This window comes from Streptomyces sp. NPDC050658 (assembly GCF_044457025.1).
Taxonomy (GTDB): Bacteria; Actinomycetota; Actinomycetes; order Streptomycetales; family Streptomycetaceae; genus Streptomyces.
Genome location: NZ_JBITGM010000007.1, coordinates 458,360 through 476,139 on the forward strand (window position 1 = coordinate 458,360; position 17,780 = coordinate 476,139).

Consider the following 17,780-nt stretch of genomic DNA (forward strand, 5'->3'; position numbering starts at 1 on the left):
CCGACCGACTTCCCGACCGACTTCCCGACCGAGGGGGTATCCGGCGATGCCGGAAGAGGAAAAGACCATCGCGATCGTGGATCCGGTGGGGGTGGCCGCGCCCTACGGCACCGAGGCCGCGGCGATGGGACACCGGCCCATCGCCGTCATGACCCAGGAGTTCCACACTCCGTACGTCATCGACACGTTCGTCCCGGGCGACTACCGCGAGGTCTACCGCCACACGTCGCTCGACGACACCGTCGCCTTCCTCCGGGACCACGGCGCGGCGGCCGTCGTGCCGGGGACGCAGTCGGCGCTCGACGCCACCGACCTGGTGGCCGACGGGCTCGGCGTCCTCGGCAACCGCACACGCAGTATCCGGGCACGCTCCGACAAACGCGTCATGAAGGAGTACTGGACGGCGGGCGGCGTGGCCTGCGCCGACTTCAAGGAGTCCGACGACCTCATGGCCATCCTGGCCTGGGCGAAGTCGACCGGCTATCCGGTCGTCCTCAAACCCAGTGCCTCGTCGGGGGCTTCGCACGTCTATGTCTGTGCGGACGAACGGGAGGCGGCCGACGCCTTCCGTACGATCCTCGACTCACCCGACCTGTACGGCCACAGGGCGAACACGGTCCTGGCCGAGGAGTACCTCGACGGCGACGAGTACTTCATGAACCTCCTGCACGACGGCACCGGACCCGCGGCCCTGGTGTCGGTCGCCAGGTACGAGAAGATCCAGCGCGACGGACACCCCAGCATCTACCGGAACTTCAAGTCGATGCCGCTCGACGATCCGCTGGCCCTGGACGTCCTGCCGTACATCCGGTCCGCGAACGAGGTGATCGAGGTGGGGTACGGGATCAACGACACCGAGTTCAAGATGACCTCGCGCGGCCCCAGGGTCATCGAGATCAACAACCGGCTCCCCGGGGCCAGTACGCCGCTGATGATCCAGCGCTGCTCGGGGCTGAACACCTTCCAGGAGAACATCCGCATCTTCCTCGGGACGTACGTCAGAGCGCCCGAGTACCGATTCGACCGGCACTACTGCGTCTGCTGCCTCATCAACGACCGGCCGGGGCGCGTGATCGGCTACGCGGGCGCGGACAAGGTCCGTGAACTGCCCTCGTACGACGGGACCCGCCTTGTCGCCAAGGTGGGCATGGACTGGCCCGAGACCCGGGACCTGACCACCACCTGGGGTCTTGTCCGCCTCGTCCACGAGGACCGCCGCCAACTCGACCGGGACGCGGAGGCCGTGCACGGTCTGCTGCGGTTACTGGTCGAGTGAGCGGGCGTCGGGTGAGCAAACGTCGAGTGGCCAGGCGTCGGGTGATCACAGGTGGCGGAAGCGGCCCCGCGGAGCTGACGGGCCGGGCCGTCGCGCTCGGGTTCGCCATCGGCCTGGCGCTGACGGGGGCCATCACCTACCTCGCCCTCTACTCGGGGCTCGCCGTCTCCGCCGCGATCCCCGCCGCCCTGATCTGCACCGGTGTCATCCGCGCGCGGGCCGCCCGGCGGCGGCGCACGACGCTCCTCGAGAACAACCTCGCGCAGACCATCGCCTCGTCGGGGGAAGCCCTCGCGGTCGGGGTGGTCTTCACCGTTCCCGCGCTGGTCCTCAGCGGCGCGCGTCAGCAACTCGACTACTGGGAAGTGAGTTTCGCGGCAGCCCTCGGCGGGGCGTTCGGCGTGCTGTGCGTGATTCCGCTGCGGCGCTCACTCACCCGGCACTCGCCCGAGCTGGACTTCCCGGAGAGCGTGGCGTGCGCCAAGGTAACCCGCGCCGGTGACGAGGGCAGGAACAGCCTGCGCCCCGCCTTCCTGGCCGTCATCGGCGCCGCGCTGTTCAAGGCGCTGCAGAGCTTCGCGGGCGTCATCTCCGGAACGGTGGAGGGGGCGACCCGCATCGGCGGCCGGGTGTTCTACGGCGGCGTCGACATCTCCCTTGCCCTGGTCGGGGTCGGCCTGATCGTGAAGCTGCGGTTCGCCTCGCTCATGCTCATCGGCGGCGCCCTCTCCTGGCTGGTCGCGATACCCCTGGTGGCAGACGCGGGTGGGCTGCCGAGCCATGAGCTGGTCGGTCTCGCCAAGCAGACCTGGAGCTCCGACATCCGGTTCGTCGGCATCGGCGCGATGATCGTCGGCGGGTGCTGGTCGATCGTGCAGGCCAGGTCGGCGATCGTACGCGGGGTCAGGGCCAGCGCGGCGGGGCTGCGGCGGGCGCAGGGGACCTTCGACACCGCTGAGCGCGAGGACACCGATCTGTCGACGGGCGCGGTCCTCGGGTGGCTCGCGCTCGCCACGGCCGGCACGTTCCTGTTCCTGTGGTGGGCGGTGGGCTCCGTGCTGCTCGCCCTGGTCGCGACCCTCATCACGGTGACGCTGATCATCGCCTTCGCCGCGGTCTCCGGTTACGTCGTCGGCCTCCTCGGCAGCTCCAACAACCCGATCTCGGGCATGGCCATCTGCGGCTTCTTCCTCTTCTCGCTGGTCTTCGCGGCCACCAGGCTCGACCTCGGCGCACAGCCCGCCCTGTGCGCGCTGCTGGCCTCGGTGTTCATCTGTACGGCGACGGCGACGGCGGGCGACACCGCGCAGCACCTGGCCACCGGGACGATGCTCGGCGCGACCCCGAGACGGCAGCAGATCGCCCAACTCCTCGGCGTCGTCGCCTTCGCGTTCGTCGTCGCCCCGATCGTGGTGCTGCTCCAGCGGGGTTACGGCATCGGCACGGCGGACCCCGACGCGCTCAAGGCCCCGCAGGCGGCGATCTTCGCCAACCTGGCGGACGGGCTGTACGGCTCCGGGCGGTTCCCGGAGCGCATGCTGTGGACGGGAGTCGCCATCGGGATCGCTCTGGTGGTCGTGGACTCGCTGCTCAAGCGGTACGGCAGCTCGTTCCGGCTCTTCGTGATGCCGGTCGCCATCGGGATGTACCTCCCCTTCAGCCTCTCGGTCCCGCTGTTCCTCGGCGGGCTGCTCGGGCATCTCCTCAAGCGCGCGGCCCGCGGCCGTCCCGACGGCGCGAAGGAGGCGTCGCGCGACCGTGCCCTGCTGCTCAGTTCGGGGATCATCACCGGGGAATCCCTGGTCGGGCTCTCGGCGGCGGTGCCGCGCTGGGCCGGCTGGCAGCTGCCGTCCGGTGCGGACAACGCGCTGCTGTCGCTGGCGGTCTTCGGTCTCTGCATGGCACTGGTCTTCTCCTGGTCGCACCGGGCCACGAGGACCGAGCCGCGAAGGACGCGGTGAGACGGCAGCGGCGGATCTCTTCGAGGGCGTCCGGTGGGGTGTCAGACTGTCGGTCCGAGGCAGGGTGCCGGGCCGGGAGGGGGACCGGGGTGGGCTTGATGATCGAGAGCAGGCCGTCGGAGCTGCCGTACGTCGAGCGGGTGTGGCGCAGTCGCAGCGAGGACGTCGGCCAGATGATGTCGGTCGCGACGTCGCACTGGGAGTTGGTGTTCTGGGAGCACCAGGGCCAGGTGGAGGCGGCTGTGCTGGGCCCGGAGGCGAAGGCATCCCGGGCTCCGGTCCCCGGGGACGCCGTCTTCTTCGGGATCAGTTTCGCGCTGGGGACGTCGATGCCGCATATCCCGATCAGCCGGCTGGTGGGCGGCAGTGCGGCGATTCCGGACGTGACGCGGCGTTCGCTGTGGCTGAAGGGGTCCGTCTGGCATGTGCCGGACTACGACAACGCCGAGGCGTTCGTGCGGCGGATGGTGCGCGAGGACATCGTGGACCTGGACCCGGTCGTGCCTGCTGTGCTCGGCGGCGCCTGCCCGGACGTCTCCGACCGCACCCTGCAGCGGCGTTTCGTCGCGGCGACCGGCCTGACCCAGGGCGCCATCCGCCAGATCCACCGCGCCCGGCAGGCCGCGGTGCTGGTCCAGGAGGGGGTGTCGGCTCAGGAGGTCGTGCACCGGCTCGGGTACTTCGACCAGCCGCATCTGGCGCGGTCCTTGAAGCGGTACGTCGGACGGACCGCCACTCAGCTGAGCGCATCGGACACGGCGGAGCCGCTGTCGCTTCTGTACAAGACGTGATCCTGGCGCCTGCCTAGTGTTCATGACGTAGCCGACGGGGTCGGTTCGCCCCGGCCGGGGCGGACGGAGAACCCCCGGTAGTCGTCATGGAGGAATCATGCGCAAGGTCGTCTCGGGTCTGTTCGTCTCGCTCGACGGTGTCGTCCAGTCGCCGGACCAGTGGCAGTTCGCGTTCGACGAGGAGATGGGTGCGGCGCTGGCCGACACCCTGGAGACGGCCGACACAATTTTGCTGGGCCGGGTGACGTTCACCGAGTGGGCCGGCTACTGGCCGACGGTGACCAGCGGTGAGGACGCCGGTTTCGCCAAGTGGATCAACGAATCGCCCAAGTACGTGGTCTCCTCGACGCTGGACGGCGTCGAGGACTGGGCGAACAGCACGCTGATCAAGGGCGATCTCGTGACCGCGGTCAACGAACTCAGGGCGGGCGAGGGCAAGGACATCACCGTCGCGGGCAGCCCGACGCTGGTGCGCTCACTGCTGGAACTGGACCTGCTGGACGAACTGGTGCTGCTGATCCACCCGGTCGTGGCGGGCGAGGGACGCAAGAAGCTGTTCGCCGACGACGCCGCGTTGAAGAAGCTCCAGCTGGTCAGCGCCCGGCCGACCAGCAGCGGGGTGATCATCGCGACCTACCGCCCGGCGCGCTGAGCACGCCCGCCGAAGCCGGCAACCGCCCTGGTCAGCGCACCCGTCCCCGCGGCTTCAGCGGGACAGGCGGCAAGTCCGGGGCGGGGATGCGGTCGCCGTCATAGCCCTTCACCTCGCCGAAGCGTGAGCTGGCCATCCAGTCCGCGCGGGCCTGTTCGATGTCCGTCTGGGTACGGCCGACGAAGTTCCACCACATGATCAGCTCCTCCTCGAACGGCTCACCCCCGAGCAGCATCAGGCCCGCGCCCGACACGGCGTGCAGCGGCAGTTCGGTGCGGCCGCAGCCCAGGTAGAGCATCGAGCCGGGCAGTACGGGGACGCCGTCCACCCGCGCCTCGCCGGACATGGCGAGTACGGCGTACTCGAAGTCGGGGTTCAGCGGGAGCCGGGTCTCCGTGCCGCCGGTCAGCGCGAGGTCTGCGCCGACGATCGGGGTGTACGTCGTGCCCGGCGAGGTCGAGCCGTCGAGCGAGCCGAGGATGAGGGTCGCCGTGATGCCGGGTGCCGTGACCAGCGGGAGCTCGGCGTGGTGCTCGAAGCTCGGGTCGGTGTGCCGGTGGGTGTCGGGCAGCGCCACCCACAGCTGGGCGCCGTGCAGGAGGCGGGCGTGCGACCTGGGGCTCTCCTCGGAGTGCGAGATCGCCCGGCCCGAGGTCATCAGGCCCAGCTCGCGCGGGCGGATCGTCTGGAGGCTGCCGGTGGAGTCGCGGTGCAGGACCTCGCCGTCGTGCAGCCAGCTGACCGTCTGCAGGCCCATGTGCGGATGGGGTCCCACCTGCATGCCGGGCTCGTCGGCGATGTCGTCCGGGCCGTAGTGGTCGACGAAGCACCAGGCGCCGACCATCCGGCGGCCCAGGTTGGGCAGCAGGCGGCGGACCTCCGTGGACTCGCCGAGCTTGACCTTGCGGGGGCTGAGGAGTTCCCGGACCGGTTCGGCGACGACGAACCCGCGACCGCCGCACAGGGACGGGACCGCCTCGCGATCAAGATTGCTCATGCCGCACAACCTAGTCCCGCGAGGCGTCGGACGTCAGGCACGCGCCGTGTCCGCCGCCCCGTGGAATTTCCGGGCGGCCGAACGAGTTGTGCGCCTCAGAAGGAGGCAACAGTGGAGATGACCTATTACGGCCACGGAACCGCCGCCGAGCGCTGGGAGCGCGCGCAGCAGTTCTTCGACGCCAAGGAGTACGCCACGGCGGCGCGGATCCTGGCCGACCTGGCCGACGAGGTGCCGGAGCAGGTAGCCCCGCGTCTGCTGCTTGCCCGCGCCTACTACCACTCGGCGCAGCTGCGGCGCGCGGAGACCGAGCTGCGCACGATCGTCGAACTCGACCCGGTCGAGCAGTACGCCCGGCTGCTGCTCGGCCGCACCCTCGAGCGGCAGGGCAGGGACGCGGACGCCGCCCCGCATCTGCGGATGGCCGCCGCGCTCGCGGGCGACTTCGCCGAACTCTGACGCGACTGCGCCGCACCTGAGGCGGTTTTCGGGCGCCTGTGGCCATGGCCGCAGGCGCCCTAGCCGTGTGCCCCGACCCCCGCCAGAATGACCGCGACCGCGGTACAGAAGAAACAGGGGAAACAGGGGAGACGCATGAGTATCAAGAGGCGCACCGTTCTGCTCGGGGCCCTGGCGGCTACCGCCGTTTCAGGTGGTTCGGCGACAGCGGCGGGCGGTTCGGCCATGGCGGCGGGGCGGAAGAAGGCTGCCGGGCGCGTCGTCGTCTACTACCAGACGCAGTACACGGGCGGTACGTACGTCTCGCCGCTCCCCCTCACCGAGCACGGCACGGGCGTGACCGACGTCCTCGTCGCCGCCGTACACCTGAATGACGTCAACGGGCCCTACGCCCCGGTGCACTTGAACGACGACCCGCCGAACGCCGCCAAGTTCGAGCAGATGTGGCGCGACCTCAAGACGCTGCAAGGGCAGGGCGTGCATGTGCTGGCCATGGTCGGGGGTGCGGCGCCGGGCAGCTTCACGCGGCTGGACACGGAATTCGACACGTACTACCCGCTGTTGCGGGACTTCATCCGGCAGTACGGGCTCGACGGCGTCGACCTCGACGTCGAGGAGGACATGTCCCTGGCCGGGATCGAGCGGGTGATCAGCAGCCTGCGCGCGGACTTCGGCGCGGGCTTCCTGATCACCCTCGCGCCGGTGGGCAGCGCGCTGAGCGGCGGCGGGAATCTCTCCGGGTTCGACTACGAGGACCTCTACCGCAGCCGGGGTGCCGACATCGCCTGGTTCAACGCCCAGTTCTACAACGGCTGGGGCGGCATGGGGTCGACGTCGAGCTACGACGCGGTCATCGCGCGCGGTCTGATCCCGGCCGAGAAAGTGGTGGCCGGCACGCTCACCGATCCGTCCAACGGCGGCAGCGGCTATGTCGACCTGTCGACCCTCAAGTCGACGATCGGCGCGCTGCGTTCGAAGCATTCCGGGTTCGGTGGCGTCATGGGCTGGGAGTACTTCAACTCGCAGCCGGGCGGTGTCGCGGAGCCCTGGCGGTGGGCGGCCGAGGTGTCGTCCGCGCTGAAGGCCGCCCGGCGGACGGGCTGAGCGGCCTCAGCCCCACACCGCCTCGGCGAACGCGACCCCCACGAACACCGCGCCGAGCGCGGCCACGACACTGGCCACCGTATTCGCCGCCGCGTAGAAGCGGGCACCGCCCTCGGCCAGCCGCAGCGTCTCGTACGAGAAGGTCGAGTACGTCGTCAGGGCGCCGCACAGGCCGGTGCCGAGCAACAGCTGGAGGTGCGAGGAGGCCGCGCCCGCGACGACGGCTCCGGTGAGCACGCCGAGGACGAGGCTGCCCAGCACATTGACCGCGAACGTTCCCCACGGGAAGACCGTGTCGTGCCTGGCCTGCACGGCACGGTCGGTGAGGAACCGCAGGGGCGCGCCGATCATCGCCCCCGCCACCACGCAGAGCCAGTTCACCCGTCCGCCTCGCCCCGGCCGACGTACCGGATGACCTCGCAGTCGTCGAGGATCACCAGGCCCTCGGTGACCAGTTCGTCGAGCTGGGGCAGGAAGGCGCGGATCTTCTCCTCGTCGTCCACGATCACCACCGCGACCGGCAGGTCCTCGCTCAGCGAGAGCAGCCGCTGCGTATGGATGAGCGACGAGGCGCCGAATCCCTCGATGCCCCGGAAGACGCTGGCGCCGGCGAGTCCCGCCGCGCGGGCCCGGTGGACGATCTCCGCGTAGAGCGGCCTGCGGTTCCACAGGTCGGTCTCGCCGATGAAGACCGTCACGCGCAGGGCACGTCCTGTCAGCCTGGTCATGGTCGCCTCCGCAGGGTCAGGCGGCGCGTCGCCGATGCCGCGACCCACACCGCCGCGAGGGCAGTGCACACCGTCAGCGCGAGATAGGCGAGGCCCGTGCGGGCGTGGCCGCCGCTCACCAGGCGCTCGATGTCCACGGCGTACGTCGAGAAGGTGGTGAAGCCGCCGAGCACTCCGGTCCCGAAGAAGGGCCGGAGCAGGCGGTGGGCGGTCCGTACCTCGGTCAGTATCACCATGAAGACGCCCATGACGGCGCAGCCGACGACGTTCACCAGGAGCGTCGTCCAGGGGAAGGCGTCGGGGGCGGTGGGCCAGAGCAGGCCCGCGCCGTAGCGCGCCGACGCGCCGATCGCGCCGCCGACGGCCACTGCCGCCACCACGGGCCACACACCGCGCTCCCTCAATCGAAGATCACTTCCGCGCTCAGGCTAACCGCCGGGCGGAGTGTCCCGCAGGCCGAGGCGCAGGTGCTCGACGTGGAAGAGGGCCTGGTCGAGGAGTTCGGCGACGTGGTGGTCGTAGAGGGCGTAGATGACCGATCGGCCCTGCCGCTCCCCGGTGATCAGGCCGAGGTTGCGCAGCAGCCGCAACTGGTGGGAGCAGGCGGACTGTTCCATGCCGACCGCTTCGGCCAGGTCGCCGGCCGCGCAAGGGCCTTCCTGCAGTCGGGCGAGGATCCGCAGCCGGGAGGGCGTCGCCAGGGCCTGGAGGGTGGCGGCGACGTCGGCGGCCCCCACGGTGTCCAGGCGATCGCGTGTGGTGGCACTGCTCTTGTCGTCGACTCCGTGGCCCATGACGTCATCCTATCGATGACACATGGACACATGAAAAAGTGTTCATTCATTCCTGTACGGTGATGGAGTCGCCGTTCCCCAGCCCCGTGAAGGGTTCCTTCGTCATGCCCAGCACCCTCACCGCACCCTCCGGTCAGGCATCCCCCGCCGGTCCTGCGGCGGCCCCGCGCCGCCGCACCCGTGTCCTCGCGCTCGCCGAGGCCCGCTGGGCCGCGGCCGCCACCGCCGCGTTCCTGGTGGCGCTGCCGCTCCAGCTGACGGGGGCGCCCTCCTGGCTCTGGGGTTCGCTGTACGCCGTCGCGTATGTGACGGGAGGCTGGGAGCCCGCGCTCGAAGGGCTGCGGGCACTGCGCGAGAAGGCCCTGGACGTGGACCTGCTGATGATCGTCGCGGCGCTCGGCGCGGCCTCGATCGGGCAGGTCATGGACGGCGCGCTGCTGATCGTCATCTTCGCCACGTCGGGCGCCCTGGAGGCGCTCGCCACCGCGCGGACCGCCGACTCGGTCCGCAGCCTGCTCGACCTGGCGCCCGCCACGGCGACCCGGCTCACCGACGGCGGCGGCGAAGAGACCGTCGGCAGCGCGGAGTTGAGGGTCGGCGACGTGATTCTCGTACGTCCCGGTGAGCGGGTCGGCGCGGACGGCGAGGTGCTCGACGGTGTGAGTGACGTCGATCAGGCCACGATCACCGGCGAGCCGCTGCCGGTCACCAAGCAGGCCGGTGACGAGGTGTTCGCGGGGACGCTGAACGGGGCCGGTGCGCTGCGGGTGCGGGTGGGGCGCGACGCGTCCGACTCGGTGATCGCGCGGATCGTCGCGATGGTCGAGGAGGCCTCGGAGACGAAGGCCCCGACGCAGCTGTTCATCGAGAAGGTCGAGCAGCGGTACTCGCTCGGCATGGTCGTCGCCACGCTCGCCGTGTTCGCGGTGCCGCTGGCCCTCGGCGACGATCTGACCGGGGCGCTGCTGCGGGCCATGACGTTCATGATCGTGGCTTCGCCGTGCGCGGTGGTGCTCGCCACGATGCCGCCGCTGCTCTCGGCCATCGCCAACGCCGGTCGGCACGGCGTCCTGGTCAAGTCCGCCGTCGTGATGGAGCGGCTCGGCGAGGTCGACGCGGTCGCCCTGGACAAGACGGGCACCCTGACCGAGGGCACACCTCGGGTGGCGTCGGTGCGCCCGCTGCCCGGCAGTGATCTGACCGACGACGCCCTCCTCGCGCTCGCGGCCGCCGCCGAGCACCGCAGCGAACACCCGCTGGCCCGCGCGGTGGTGGCGGCGGCGCATGCCCGCGGCCTGGACGTGCCGCCAGTCGCTGACTTCGCCTCGGTGCCCGGCGTCGGCGTGAGCGGCACGGTCGACGGTTCGGCCGTCGAGGTCGGGGCCCCGGCACGGCTGCTCGGCACTCCCGCCTCCGGTGAAGTCCTCGCGGACCTCCGGGACAAGGCGGAGATCTGGGCGCGGCAGGCGGGCGAGGACGGGCAGACCGCGGTCCTCGTACTGCGTGACGGTACGCCCGTCGGCGTCCTCGGCATCGCCGACCGGCTCCGCCCGGACGCCGCCGCCACCGTTGCCGCGTTGGGCACCCTGACGGGTACGCCCCCGATGCTGCTCACCGGCGACAACGCCCTCGCGGCGGGGCGGCTCGCCTCCGAGGCCGGCATCGACGACGTACGCGCCGGACTCCTCCCCCAGGACAAGGTCGCGGCGGTCCGCGCGGCGGCGGAAGCCGGGCGCAGGGTCATGGTGATCGGCGACGGCGTCAATGACGCGCCCGCCCTCGCGGCGGCCCACACCGGCATCGCGATGGGCCGCGCCGGATCCGACCTCGCCCTGGAGACCGCCGACGCCGTCATCGTGCGCGACGAGCTGGCCACGGTGCCGAAAGTAATCGCACTCTCCCGGCGCGCCCGCGGTCTCGTGCTGCAGAACCTGGTGATCGCCGGGGCGTTCATCGCCGTCCTGGTCGCCTGGGACCTCATCGGCACGCTGCCGCTCCCGCTGGGCGTACTGGGGCACGAGGGGTCCACAGTGCTGGTGGGGCTCAACGGGCTGCGGCTGCTGCGGGATTCGGCCTGGCGGAATGCCGGGAGCGGTTCGGCGGAGTGAATGGACGGGCCAATGGGCGGGGCGAATGAGTGGGGTGGCGGATTGCTTAGCGGAATTACCTCATCAGCTTTCCGGTGACCTTTCCCCGCCGCTTCTCCAGGCATGGGTTGACTCGTATCATCCCTGCAAAACAAGGGGGATTTACATGGCCGCAAACCGATCGACCCATGCCATATTCGCAGCCTTGGCCGCGCTCTTGCTCATCGTCGGCCTCTTCGGGATCTTCAGGGCGGTGGGGACCGGTTCCTCTTCGGGTTCCGGGGCGCAGGGGTCCGTGGGGAGCGGCGATGGGGGCAGTGGGGGCGGCGGTACCGAAGGGGCCTCGAATTCCGGTGGTTCCAACGGCTCCAGCGGTTCCTCCGGGTCAGGCGGGTCCGGTGGATCCGGGGGGTCCGGTGGATCCGGGGGGTCTTCCGGTTCGGACGGTTCCTCGGGTTCCGGCGGTTCCTCCGGGAATTCCTCCGGTGGCGGGACCGGCGGCGGAGGATCGGGAAGTGCGCGTATCTCGGGGCCGACCGTGGACAACATATATCCGCTGGATCAGACGGACACCGAAGGTCGTTATCGCGCGGACGCCTGTTTCGTCCTGGTCAACAATTACGCCGACATATCGGTGACGGTTTCCTCGCTCTCGGTGCAGGGAGCGCAGGCCAGCCTCTCCGACGCGCCCTGCAAAATCCCCGCGTCCCCCGAGGCCAGCTGGAACATCGGTGAGGGCGTGACGGACCCGGTGAACCGCTGCGGATCCGGAACGGTGCTCGAACCCAAGTCCCGGTCGCCGCGCCACGGTTGCAGTGTCCGCTTCCAGCGGGACCCGGATCTCGCCGCCGCGACGGCGACCCTCTACGTCGACGTCACCGCCGAATGCGTCTCCCGCTCGCCCCGCCCCTGCTCGCGGCTCGACGCGCGGTACAGCCCGTCCGCCGGGCATCCCGTCACGGTGCGCGTCACCTCGAGCCGGACCTTCGAGTTCGGCGGGCCGGTGTCTCCGCCGAGCGGCGGCTCCAGTTCCCCCGAGACCGGCGGAAGCTCCAGTTCCCCCGAGACCGGCAAAAGCTCCAGTCCCCCGGTGACCACCGAACCGCCGACCGGCCCCGTGCAGACCACGCCCAGCGAGAGCGGCGCGTGACCACCGGACCCGAACCCACCCCGGAACCGGGGCAGTTGGGGGTCCAGGTCCGGGAGCGCCTGTGGGCGGCGGCCAATGTCGTCGCACCGACCACCGTGCTGACCACGCTGCTGTTCTACTTCGGGTACGTCGCGACGACGGCGCGCTTCCGCTACTTCGGGGTCTACCTCGACATGGTCGACCTCTCCTTGCAGGAGATGCTCCTGAAGGGCGTGGAGGTGGTCTATCCGCCGCTCATCCTGCTCGCGATCGTCAGTCTGCTCGTCATCGCGGGACACACCGTGGTGCGCTGGCTGCTCTCGTCGCCCGAGCGGGACGCGGTCACCGGCTGGACGGGGCTGCTCGTCGCGGTCGCCGGGCTGCTCGCATTCGCCAGGGGGGTCGTCGGTCTTCTCGTCCCGCACGTCGCGCGCACGGAAGCCATCGCGACGACACCGGCGTCCCTCGGCTGCGGGGCGTCGGCACTGGCGTACGGGATCTGGCTGCTGCGCACGGTCGCGATCCGCTGGGACCGGCGGCGGGAGGCCGACGGCGGCAGCGACGACGAGACCAACGGTACGGGCGACGGCGCAGGCGGCTCCCCCGCGCGGCTCCCGGATCCCGGTCGGCTCGCCGCCTGGCTGGAGTCGCGCACGATGCGGCAGCTCAGCCGGCACGCCCTGGCCTGGATCGCCGTCGTCGTCGTGGCGGGAGCGTTCTGGGCGGCCAACAGTTTCGCCGCCGCGTACGGCCGGGGCCGGGCCCTCGACGACGCGGACGCGCTCGCCCGCCGCCCGGAGGTCGTCCTGTACGCCAGACAGCCGATCCGCGATCTGCCCGCGGGCGTCGAGCAGACGAAACTGCCCGCAGCGGGCAAGGATCCCTACCGCTTCCGCTACCAGGGGCTCCGCCTCCTGGTCGAGTCGCAGTCCCGGCTCTTCCTGGTCCCGGCCCAGTGGGTGCCCGGAAGCAGCCGCACTCTGGTGGTGCCGTACGACGACTCCGTACGCCTGGACCTGCTCGCCGCTGCGGCGCCGGGCCGGGATCAGACGGCGTCCAACGCCGGTGCGATCACGGCGAAGGCACGGTCGGTCAGCTCGGTCGCGTCCTCGGCGCCGTCGCTGTCGCTCCACCGCTGCAGCACGGCGTCGAAGGCGCTCAGCGCCATTCCGGCCGCCAGCCGGGGATAGAGCTCGACCTCGGCGTCGAGCCCCAGGCGGAGCGCGAGTTCGGCCGTCAGGTCCTCGCGCCACTGCGCCTGGCGCTCCAGGAAACGGGCGCGCAGGGCGGGCGTGCCGAGGATCAGCTGGACGACGCTCAGCGCCCGGTCGGCGTGGTCGCCGCAGGCGTCGACGGGGACCCGGACCGCGCGCAGCAGCGCCTCGGAGGGGCGCTCTCCGGCGGGGCGGGCCGCCAGCTCCGCGCGGATGTCGGTCCCCATGTCGGCCAGGAACTGCACGACCACGTCCTCCTTGGACGCGAAGTACCGGAAGAACGTGCGTCGGGAGACCCCGGCGGCCGTGACGATCTCGTCGATCGTCACCGCGTCGAAGCCCTTCTGGGCCAGCAACTGCAGCGCCGCTTCGGTCAGTTCGTTCGAGACGAGCCGGCGCTTGCGCTCGGCCATGGTCACTGCGGGGCGGGAACTCACCGGACCATCGTACACGGCATGCCTCGCGTGGCACCCAGGATCGTATTGACACTGAGTGCCAACAGCGGCAGCATGTGCCGCATGACGAAGCGGCAGACGGAACAGCGGCAGCAGACGGACGAGCAGACGAAGCAGCGCTGGACCACCGGGCGGATTCCGGACCAGACCGGCCGGGTGTTCGTCGTCACCGGGGCCAACAGCGGTCTCGGGCTTGCGACCACCCGTGAACTGGCCCGCCACGGGGCGCATGTGATCCTCGCGGTGCGCGACCTGGCGAAGGGCGAACGGGCCGTCGCGGAAATCACCGCCGAACAGCCGGACGCCAGCCTGGAGATACACCGCGTCGACCTGGCCGATCTCGACTCGGTCCGGGCCTTCGCCGGTCATGTGCGGGCCGACCATCGGCACATCGACGTGCTCATCAACAACGCCGGGGTGATGGCGCCGCCCCGGTCGGTGAGCGAGCAGGGCCACGAACTGCAGTTCGCGAGCAATCACCTCGGGCACTTCGCGCTCACCGGGCTGCTGCTCGACCCGCTGACCGCGGGGCGCGATCCCCGTGTGGTGACGGTGAGTTCGGTCAACCACCGGCAGGGGCGCATCCACTTCGACGACATCGCGGGCGAGTTCGCCTACAAGCCCATGGCCTTCTACAACCAGTCGAAGCTCGCCAACACCGTCTTCGGACTTGAGCTCCACCGCCGTCTGACGGAGGCCGGCAGCCCGGTCCGCAGCGTGCTCGCGCACCCCGGATACACCGCCACCAACCTGCAGTTGAACGGTCCCGTCGGCCTGGTGCGCGTGGTGTTCGGCCACGTCCTTGGCCCGCTGTTCGCCCAGCCCCCGGCGCGCGGCGCGTGGTCACAGCTGTACGCGGCGACCGAACCGGCGGTGGCGGGCGGCCAGTTCATCGGTCCGGACGGGATGGGTGAGCTGCGGGGCAGGCCCAAGCTGGTGGAGGCGGCGCCCGCGGCCACCGACCCGGGGACCGGCCGGCGGCTGTGGGAGCTGTCGGAGGAGCTGACGGAGGTCCGGTTCGCGTTTCCGACGCCGGTGGACTGACCGGCCCTGTGCCTCCGGCGACGGATACGGGGTCCGGTGGACGTACGGTCCCGGCTGGCGGGGCCGCTGACACCGTGACGGGCCGGGCAACGCCGGAGGCCAGCGCGATCGAGCAGCGTGAGCCCGGCGGGTGAGCCGGCGGCTACTCGGCCAGCGGGGTTCCGCAGCGAGCGCAGAAGCGGGCGTCGCGTTCCGTGGCGAGGCGGCCGCAGTCGGGGCAGACGCGGTCGAGCAGGCAGGCCGGTTCGCCCGCGTCGGAGCCGGGGGCGGGGCTGATGCCGAGGGGCGGGCGGCGGCGGTGGGCGGTCGTGTAGACGAGCCCCGCGTCCCCCGCGTACACGGAGCGGGTGGTCCCGGCGGGCAGCCACACGAGGGCGCCGCCCGCGAGCGGCCACGTCCCGTCCGGCGTACGGACTTCACCCGCGCCGTTCAGCACGGTGACGAGCACGCCGAGCTGCGTCTCGGTGTGCTCCCCGATGCTCGCGCCGGGGGCCAGCCGGATGACGTTGGCGTCCAGATCCCGCGTATGACCGCCGAGCGACCAGACGACGGTGATCTGCCCCGCACCGGCGGCGGCGGTCTCCTCCGGCCCGACGAACACCGGGGTCGTGGGAGCGGGCGTGCTCATGGGGGGACTCCTGGGGGCGGGTGCGGGCAGCCCTGAGAAGGCGCGGACGTACAGGGGCAGTGCGTGGGGAGGGAGCACGAAAACTCTAGCGGAGCTCGGCGATCCACCCGGAACGATCAGGATGACGCCGCCCGGCGCGGATCGGCGGCCACCTCCCCAACACCTCCGCACTATCCGCGAGTTGGTGGCGATCCCGGGCTCGCTGCCCTACCTTTGGAAGGTCATCTCAGACAGCACGACCGCTTTCGAGCCGCCACCACGCACGGGGGGCACGGGACGTCCCGAGAGCAGCACTGTCTGAGAGATGAGGTACGAGGATGGTCACAACGCGACCTGACCAGGAGAAGCGTGCTGGCTGGTTTCGTGAGGCGGCTTCACGACTTGCCGTCGCGCTCGGCGCCAGGGCCCTGTGGGCGCTGGCCGTGAAGCTGTTCAATCATGCCGGAGTCGGTTCCTGATCCGGTCGAGGCGGAGCAACGCCCAGGACTGCCCGGGCGGGACCTCCGCCTCTTTCTGTTCTCAGAACCACTCCGCGTCCTGAGAACCACTCGCCGTTCTCAGAACCACTCCGTGCGGCTGTCCGTGTCGCAGAGTTCGAAGACCACTTCGCCGGCTTCGGGGTCCGTGCCCGGCACCGGGCGGACGCGGGCTCCGACCCAGATCAGGTTCGGGGCGGCGCCCACGACCCGGCAGCGGAAGACGAAGCCCTCGGGGAAGCGGACGAGGGACTCGTTCCGGGCCACGCCCGTGTAGCGGTTCACCACACTGGAGCGCACCACGACGCCGTAACCCTCGCTGTGCTCCGACTCCAGGTCGCTCGACGCGCACACCGGGCACAGCAGCTTCCGGAAGGAGGCCGTCTGGCACCAGCGGCAGCGCTGATAGACCAGGCCGGACGCCGCGTCATGCCGCGGTCCGGCCTCCTCGTGCACTGTCGGCGCCATGCCGGTTCCCACCATGGACATGTCTCGACCCCCTGCGCTCGGCCCGAATTCGCCGCGTCGTCACGGCGACGCCCGCACCATATGGCACTGAGTGCCGCGCAGTAAAGGTACTGAGTGTCGAATCCCTGGTCCTGACCGCGCTCAGACCCGCTCGACACCTGCCTTGCCGTCGCCGAAGGCCGACTCGATGCGCTGCACCACACGCCACATCGGGGCGCCCTTCGGAGCGACCATCACGATCACCTCGTCGTCGGGATCAGTCCCGGCGGAACGCTCCGCCGCCCCACTCCCCCACATCTCGCGTACGAGTCCCAGCGCGTGGTCCACCGAGGCCTCCGCGTCACCGACGCCCCCCGACCGCAGCCAGGAACGCAGGGCGTTGTTATGCGCGGCGACCACGGAAGCGGCGATCACCTCGGCGCGCAGCGCGCCGTCCGGGGTCTCGGCGCCGCGCCGCTCCAGATACCCGGCCATCGTCCGCTCGTAGCGCCGCACCACGGACAGTTCGTACGTACGCAGTCCCGGCACCTCCCGCGTCAGGCGGTACCGCTGCACCGAGAACTCGGGGTTCGCCGCGTACATCCCCAGCACCAGGCGCGCCGCGTCGCACACCGCGCCCACCGGGTCGTCGCTGCCCTCGTGCGCCTCCAGGAACGCCTTCATGTCCGCGAGGCAGCGCTCGTGATCCGGGAAGACCACGTCGTCCTTCGACGGGAAGTACCGGAAGAACGACCGCCGCCCCACACCCGCGCGGGCGACGATGTCGTCGACCGTGGTCCGCTCGAAGCCCCGCTCGAGGAAGAGCTCGAAGGCCGTCTCGGCGAGCACCTGTCGCATGGGGGCCTTCTTGGCTGGTCCGCGCACCTCAGTCATGCCGGAAACGTAGCACCGGAGAGCCCCTCTTGGCACTACGTACCTTTACGCAGGGTACTGAGTGCCATATGCTCGCATCACGGACCGCACCGAGGTAGGAGAGCCGCCGTGAGCTTGAGGATCGTTGTCACCGTGAAGTACGTGCCCGACGCCACGGGCGACCGGCACTTCGCCGATGACCTGACCGTCGACCGTGATGACGTCGATGGCCTGCTGTCGGAGCTGGATGAGTACGCGGTCGAGCAGGCGTTGCAGATCGCGGACGAGGCGGATGATGCGGAGATCACCGTGTTGACGGTGGGTCCGGAGGACGCGAAGGACGCGCTGCGCAAGGCGTTGTCGATGGGTGCGGACAAGGCGGTCCATGTCGAGGACGACGATCTGCATGGTTCGGACATCATCGGTACGTCGCTGGTGTTGGCGAAGGCGATCGAGAAGGCCGGCTATGACCTGGTGATCTCGGGTATGGCGTCGACGGACGGCACGGCGGGTGTGGTGCCGGCGCTGCTGGCGGAGCGTCTGGGTGTGCCGCAGGTGACGCTGCTGTCGGAGGTGGCGGTGGCGGACGGTGTGGTGACGGGCCGTCGGGACGGTGACTCGGCCTCGGAGCAGTTGGAGGCGTCGCTGCCGGCGGTGGTGTCGGT

Annotated in this window: 19 protein-coding genes; 10 read left to right on the plus strand and 9 right to left on the minus strand. The window is 70.7% G+C overall.

Features of this window, described 5'->3' with window-relative positions; genetic code table 11:
* The first annotated feature begins 46 nt into the window (after positions 1 to 46).
* The 4 genes from ACIBKX_RS25940 (at position 47) to ACIBKX_RS25955 (ending at position 4,680) form a co-directional block, all read left to right on the plus strand.
* A complete protein-coding gene (locus ACIBKX_RS25940; RefSeq protein ID WP_363276435.1) occupies positions 47 to 1,276 on the plus strand; it encodes an ATP-grasp domain-containing protein in 1,230 nt (409 codons plus the stop codon).
* A 26-nt stretch (positions 1,277 to 1,302) separates the two neighbouring features.
* Positions 1,303 to 3,237 (plus strand): OPT family oligopeptide transporter, encoded by a 1,935-nt coding sequence (locus ACIBKX_RS25945; RefSeq protein ID WP_363276434.1) that lies wholly within the window; start codon positions 1,303 to 1,305, stop codon positions 3,235 to 3,237.
* A gap of 98 nt (positions 3,238 to 3,335) precedes the next feature.
* Positions 3,336 to 4,028, plus strand: coding sequence for a helix-turn-helix domain-containing protein (locus tag ACIBKX_RS25950; RefSeq protein WP_363276433.1), 693 nt, complete (start codon positions 3,336 to 3,338; stop codon positions 4,026 to 4,028).
* A 97-nt stretch (positions 4,029 to 4,125) separates the two neighbouring features.
* A complete protein-coding gene (locus ACIBKX_RS25955) occupies positions 4,126 to 4,680 on the plus strand; it encodes a dihydrofolate reductase family protein (RefSeq protein ID WP_363276432.1) in 555 nt (184 codons plus the stop codon).
* A 31-nt stretch (positions 4,681 to 4,711) separates the two neighbouring features.
* On the opposite strand, the gene ACIBKX_RS25960 is transcribed toward ACIBKX_RS25955, so the two are convergent.
* The gene (locus tag ACIBKX_RS25960; RefSeq protein WP_363276431.1) at positions 4,712 to 5,677 is read right to left on the minus strand and encodes a pirin family protein; all 966 of its coding nucleotides are present in this window, start codon (positions 5,675 to 5,677) and stop codon (positions 4,712 to 4,714) included.
* Positions 5,678 to 5,788: 111 nt separating this feature from the next.
* Here ACIBKX_RS25960 and ACIBKX_RS25965 point away from each other — a divergent pair, with 111 nt between their 5' ends.
* Together ACIBKX_RS25965 and ACIBKX_RS25970 are read left to right on the plus strand one after the other, a co-directional pair.
* On the plus strand, positions 5,789 to 6,136 hold the full coding sequence (locus tag ACIBKX_RS25965) for a tetratricopeptide repeat protein (protein ID WP_363276430.1): 348 nt from the start codon (positions 5,789 to 5,791) through the stop codon (positions 6,134 to 6,136).
* Between the two features lie 135 nt (positions 6,137 to 6,271).
* Complete coding sequence (locus ACIBKX_RS25970) at positions 6,272 to 7,240, plus strand: glycosyl hydrolase family 18 protein (protein WP_363276429.1); 969 nt, start codon at positions 6,272 to 6,274, stop codon at positions 7,238 to 7,240.
* A gap of 6 nt (positions 7,241 to 7,246) precedes the next feature.
* On the opposite strand, the gene crcB (ACIBKX_RS25975) is transcribed toward ACIBKX_RS25970, so the two are convergent.
* The 4 genes from crcB (ACIBKX_RS25975) to ACIBKX_RS25990 are packed head-to-tail and all read right to left on the minus strand — an operon-like array spanning position 7,247 to position 8,762.
* A complete protein-coding gene (gene crcB, locus ACIBKX_RS25975; RefSeq protein ID WP_363276428.1) occupies positions 7,247 to 7,621 on the minus strand; it encodes a fluoride efflux transporter CrcB in 375 nt (124 codons plus the stop codon).
* On the minus strand, positions 7,618 to 7,968 hold the full coding sequence (locus ACIBKX_RS25980; protein ID WP_363276427.1) for a DUF190 domain-containing protein: 351 nt from the start codon (positions 7,966 to 7,968) through the stop codon (positions 7,618 to 7,620). Before ACIBKX_RS25980 ends, crcB (ACIBKX_RS25975) begins: the two co-directional genes overlap by 4 nt.
* Positions 7,965 to 8,372 carry a fluoride efflux transporter CrcB gene (crcB, locus tag ACIBKX_RS25985; RefSeq protein WP_363276426.1) on the minus strand — a complete coding sequence of 136 codons (408 nt, stop codon included), beginning with the start codon at positions 8,370 to 8,372 and terminating at the stop codon, positions 7,965 to 7,967. The genes ACIBKX_RS25980 and crcB (ACIBKX_RS25985) overlap by 4 nt, the downstream gene beginning before the upstream one ends.
* A gap of 24 nt (positions 8,373 to 8,396) precedes the next feature.
* Positions 8,397 to 8,762 (minus strand): metalloregulator ArsR/SmtB family transcription factor, encoded by a 366-nt coding sequence (locus ACIBKX_RS25990; RefSeq protein ID WP_363276425.1) that lies wholly within the window; start codon positions 8,760 to 8,762, stop codon positions 8,397 to 8,399.
* Positions 8,763 to 8,866: 104 nt separating this feature from the next.
* On the opposite strand from ACIBKX_RS25990, the gene ACIBKX_RS25995 reads away from it, so the two are divergent.
* Together ACIBKX_RS25995 and ACIBKX_RS26000 are read left to right on the plus strand one after the other, a co-directional pair.
* The gene (locus ACIBKX_RS25995) at positions 8,867 to 10,870 is read left to right on the plus strand and encodes a heavy metal translocating P-type ATPase (protein WP_363276424.1); all 2,004 of its coding nucleotides are present in this window, start codon (positions 8,867 to 8,869) and stop codon (positions 10,868 to 10,870) included.
* Positions 10,871 to 11,387: 517 nt separating this feature from the next.
* Positions 11,388 to 11,999 carry a hypothetical protein gene (locus ACIBKX_RS26000; RefSeq protein WP_363276423.1) on the plus strand — a complete coding sequence of 204 codons (612 nt, stop codon included), beginning with the start codon at positions 11,388 to 11,390 and terminating at the stop codon, positions 11,997 to 11,999.
* A gap of 1,024 nt (positions 12,000 to 13,023) precedes the next feature.
* On the opposite strand, the gene ACIBKX_RS26005 is transcribed toward ACIBKX_RS26000, so the two are convergent.
* On the minus strand, positions 13,024 to 13,605 hold the full coding sequence (locus ACIBKX_RS26005) for a TetR family transcriptional regulator (protein WP_363276491.1): 582 nt from the start codon (positions 13,603 to 13,605) through the stop codon (positions 13,024 to 13,026).
* Positions 13,606 to 13,710: 105 nt separating this feature from the next.
* On the opposite strand from ACIBKX_RS26005, the gene ACIBKX_RS26010 reads away from it, so the two are divergent.
* Positions 13,711 to 14,691, plus strand: a complete 981-nt coding sequence (locus ACIBKX_RS26010; RefSeq protein WP_363276422.1) for an oxidoreductase — start codon at positions 13,711 to 13,713, stop codon at positions 14,689 to 14,691.
* A gap of 142 nt (positions 14,692 to 14,833) precedes the next feature.
* On the opposite strand, the gene ACIBKX_RS26015 is transcribed toward ACIBKX_RS26010, so the two are convergent.
* The 3 genes from ACIBKX_RS26015 to ACIBKX_RS26025 all read right to left on the minus strand — a co-directional run bounded on the left by ACIBKX_RS26015 (position 14,834) and on the right by ACIBKX_RS26025 (position 17,136).
* Positions 14,834 to 15,319, minus strand: coding sequence for a hypothetical protein (locus ACIBKX_RS26015; RefSeq protein WP_363276421.1), 486 nt, complete (start codon positions 15,317 to 15,319; stop codon positions 14,834 to 14,836).
* A gap of 557 nt (positions 15,320 to 15,876) precedes the next feature.
* Positions 15,877 to 16,284, minus strand: coding sequence for a zinc ribbon domain-containing protein (locus ACIBKX_RS26020; RefSeq protein WP_399376143.1), 408 nt, complete (start codon positions 16,282 to 16,284; stop codon positions 15,877 to 15,879).
* A gap of 120 nt (positions 16,285 to 16,404) precedes the next feature.
* Positions 16,405 to 17,136, minus strand: a complete 732-nt coding sequence (locus tag ACIBKX_RS26025; protein WP_363276420.1) for a TetR family transcriptional regulator — start codon at positions 17,134 to 17,136, stop codon at positions 16,405 to 16,407.
* A 108-nt stretch (positions 17,137 to 17,244) separates the two neighbouring features.
* Between ACIBKX_RS26025 and ACIBKX_RS26030 the strand changes: the two genes are divergently transcribed.
* Positions 17,245 to 17,780: electron transfer flavoprotein subunit beta/FixA family protein (locus ACIBKX_RS26030; RefSeq protein WP_399376146.1), on the plus strand; the 536-nt coding region annotated here is incomplete at its 3' end.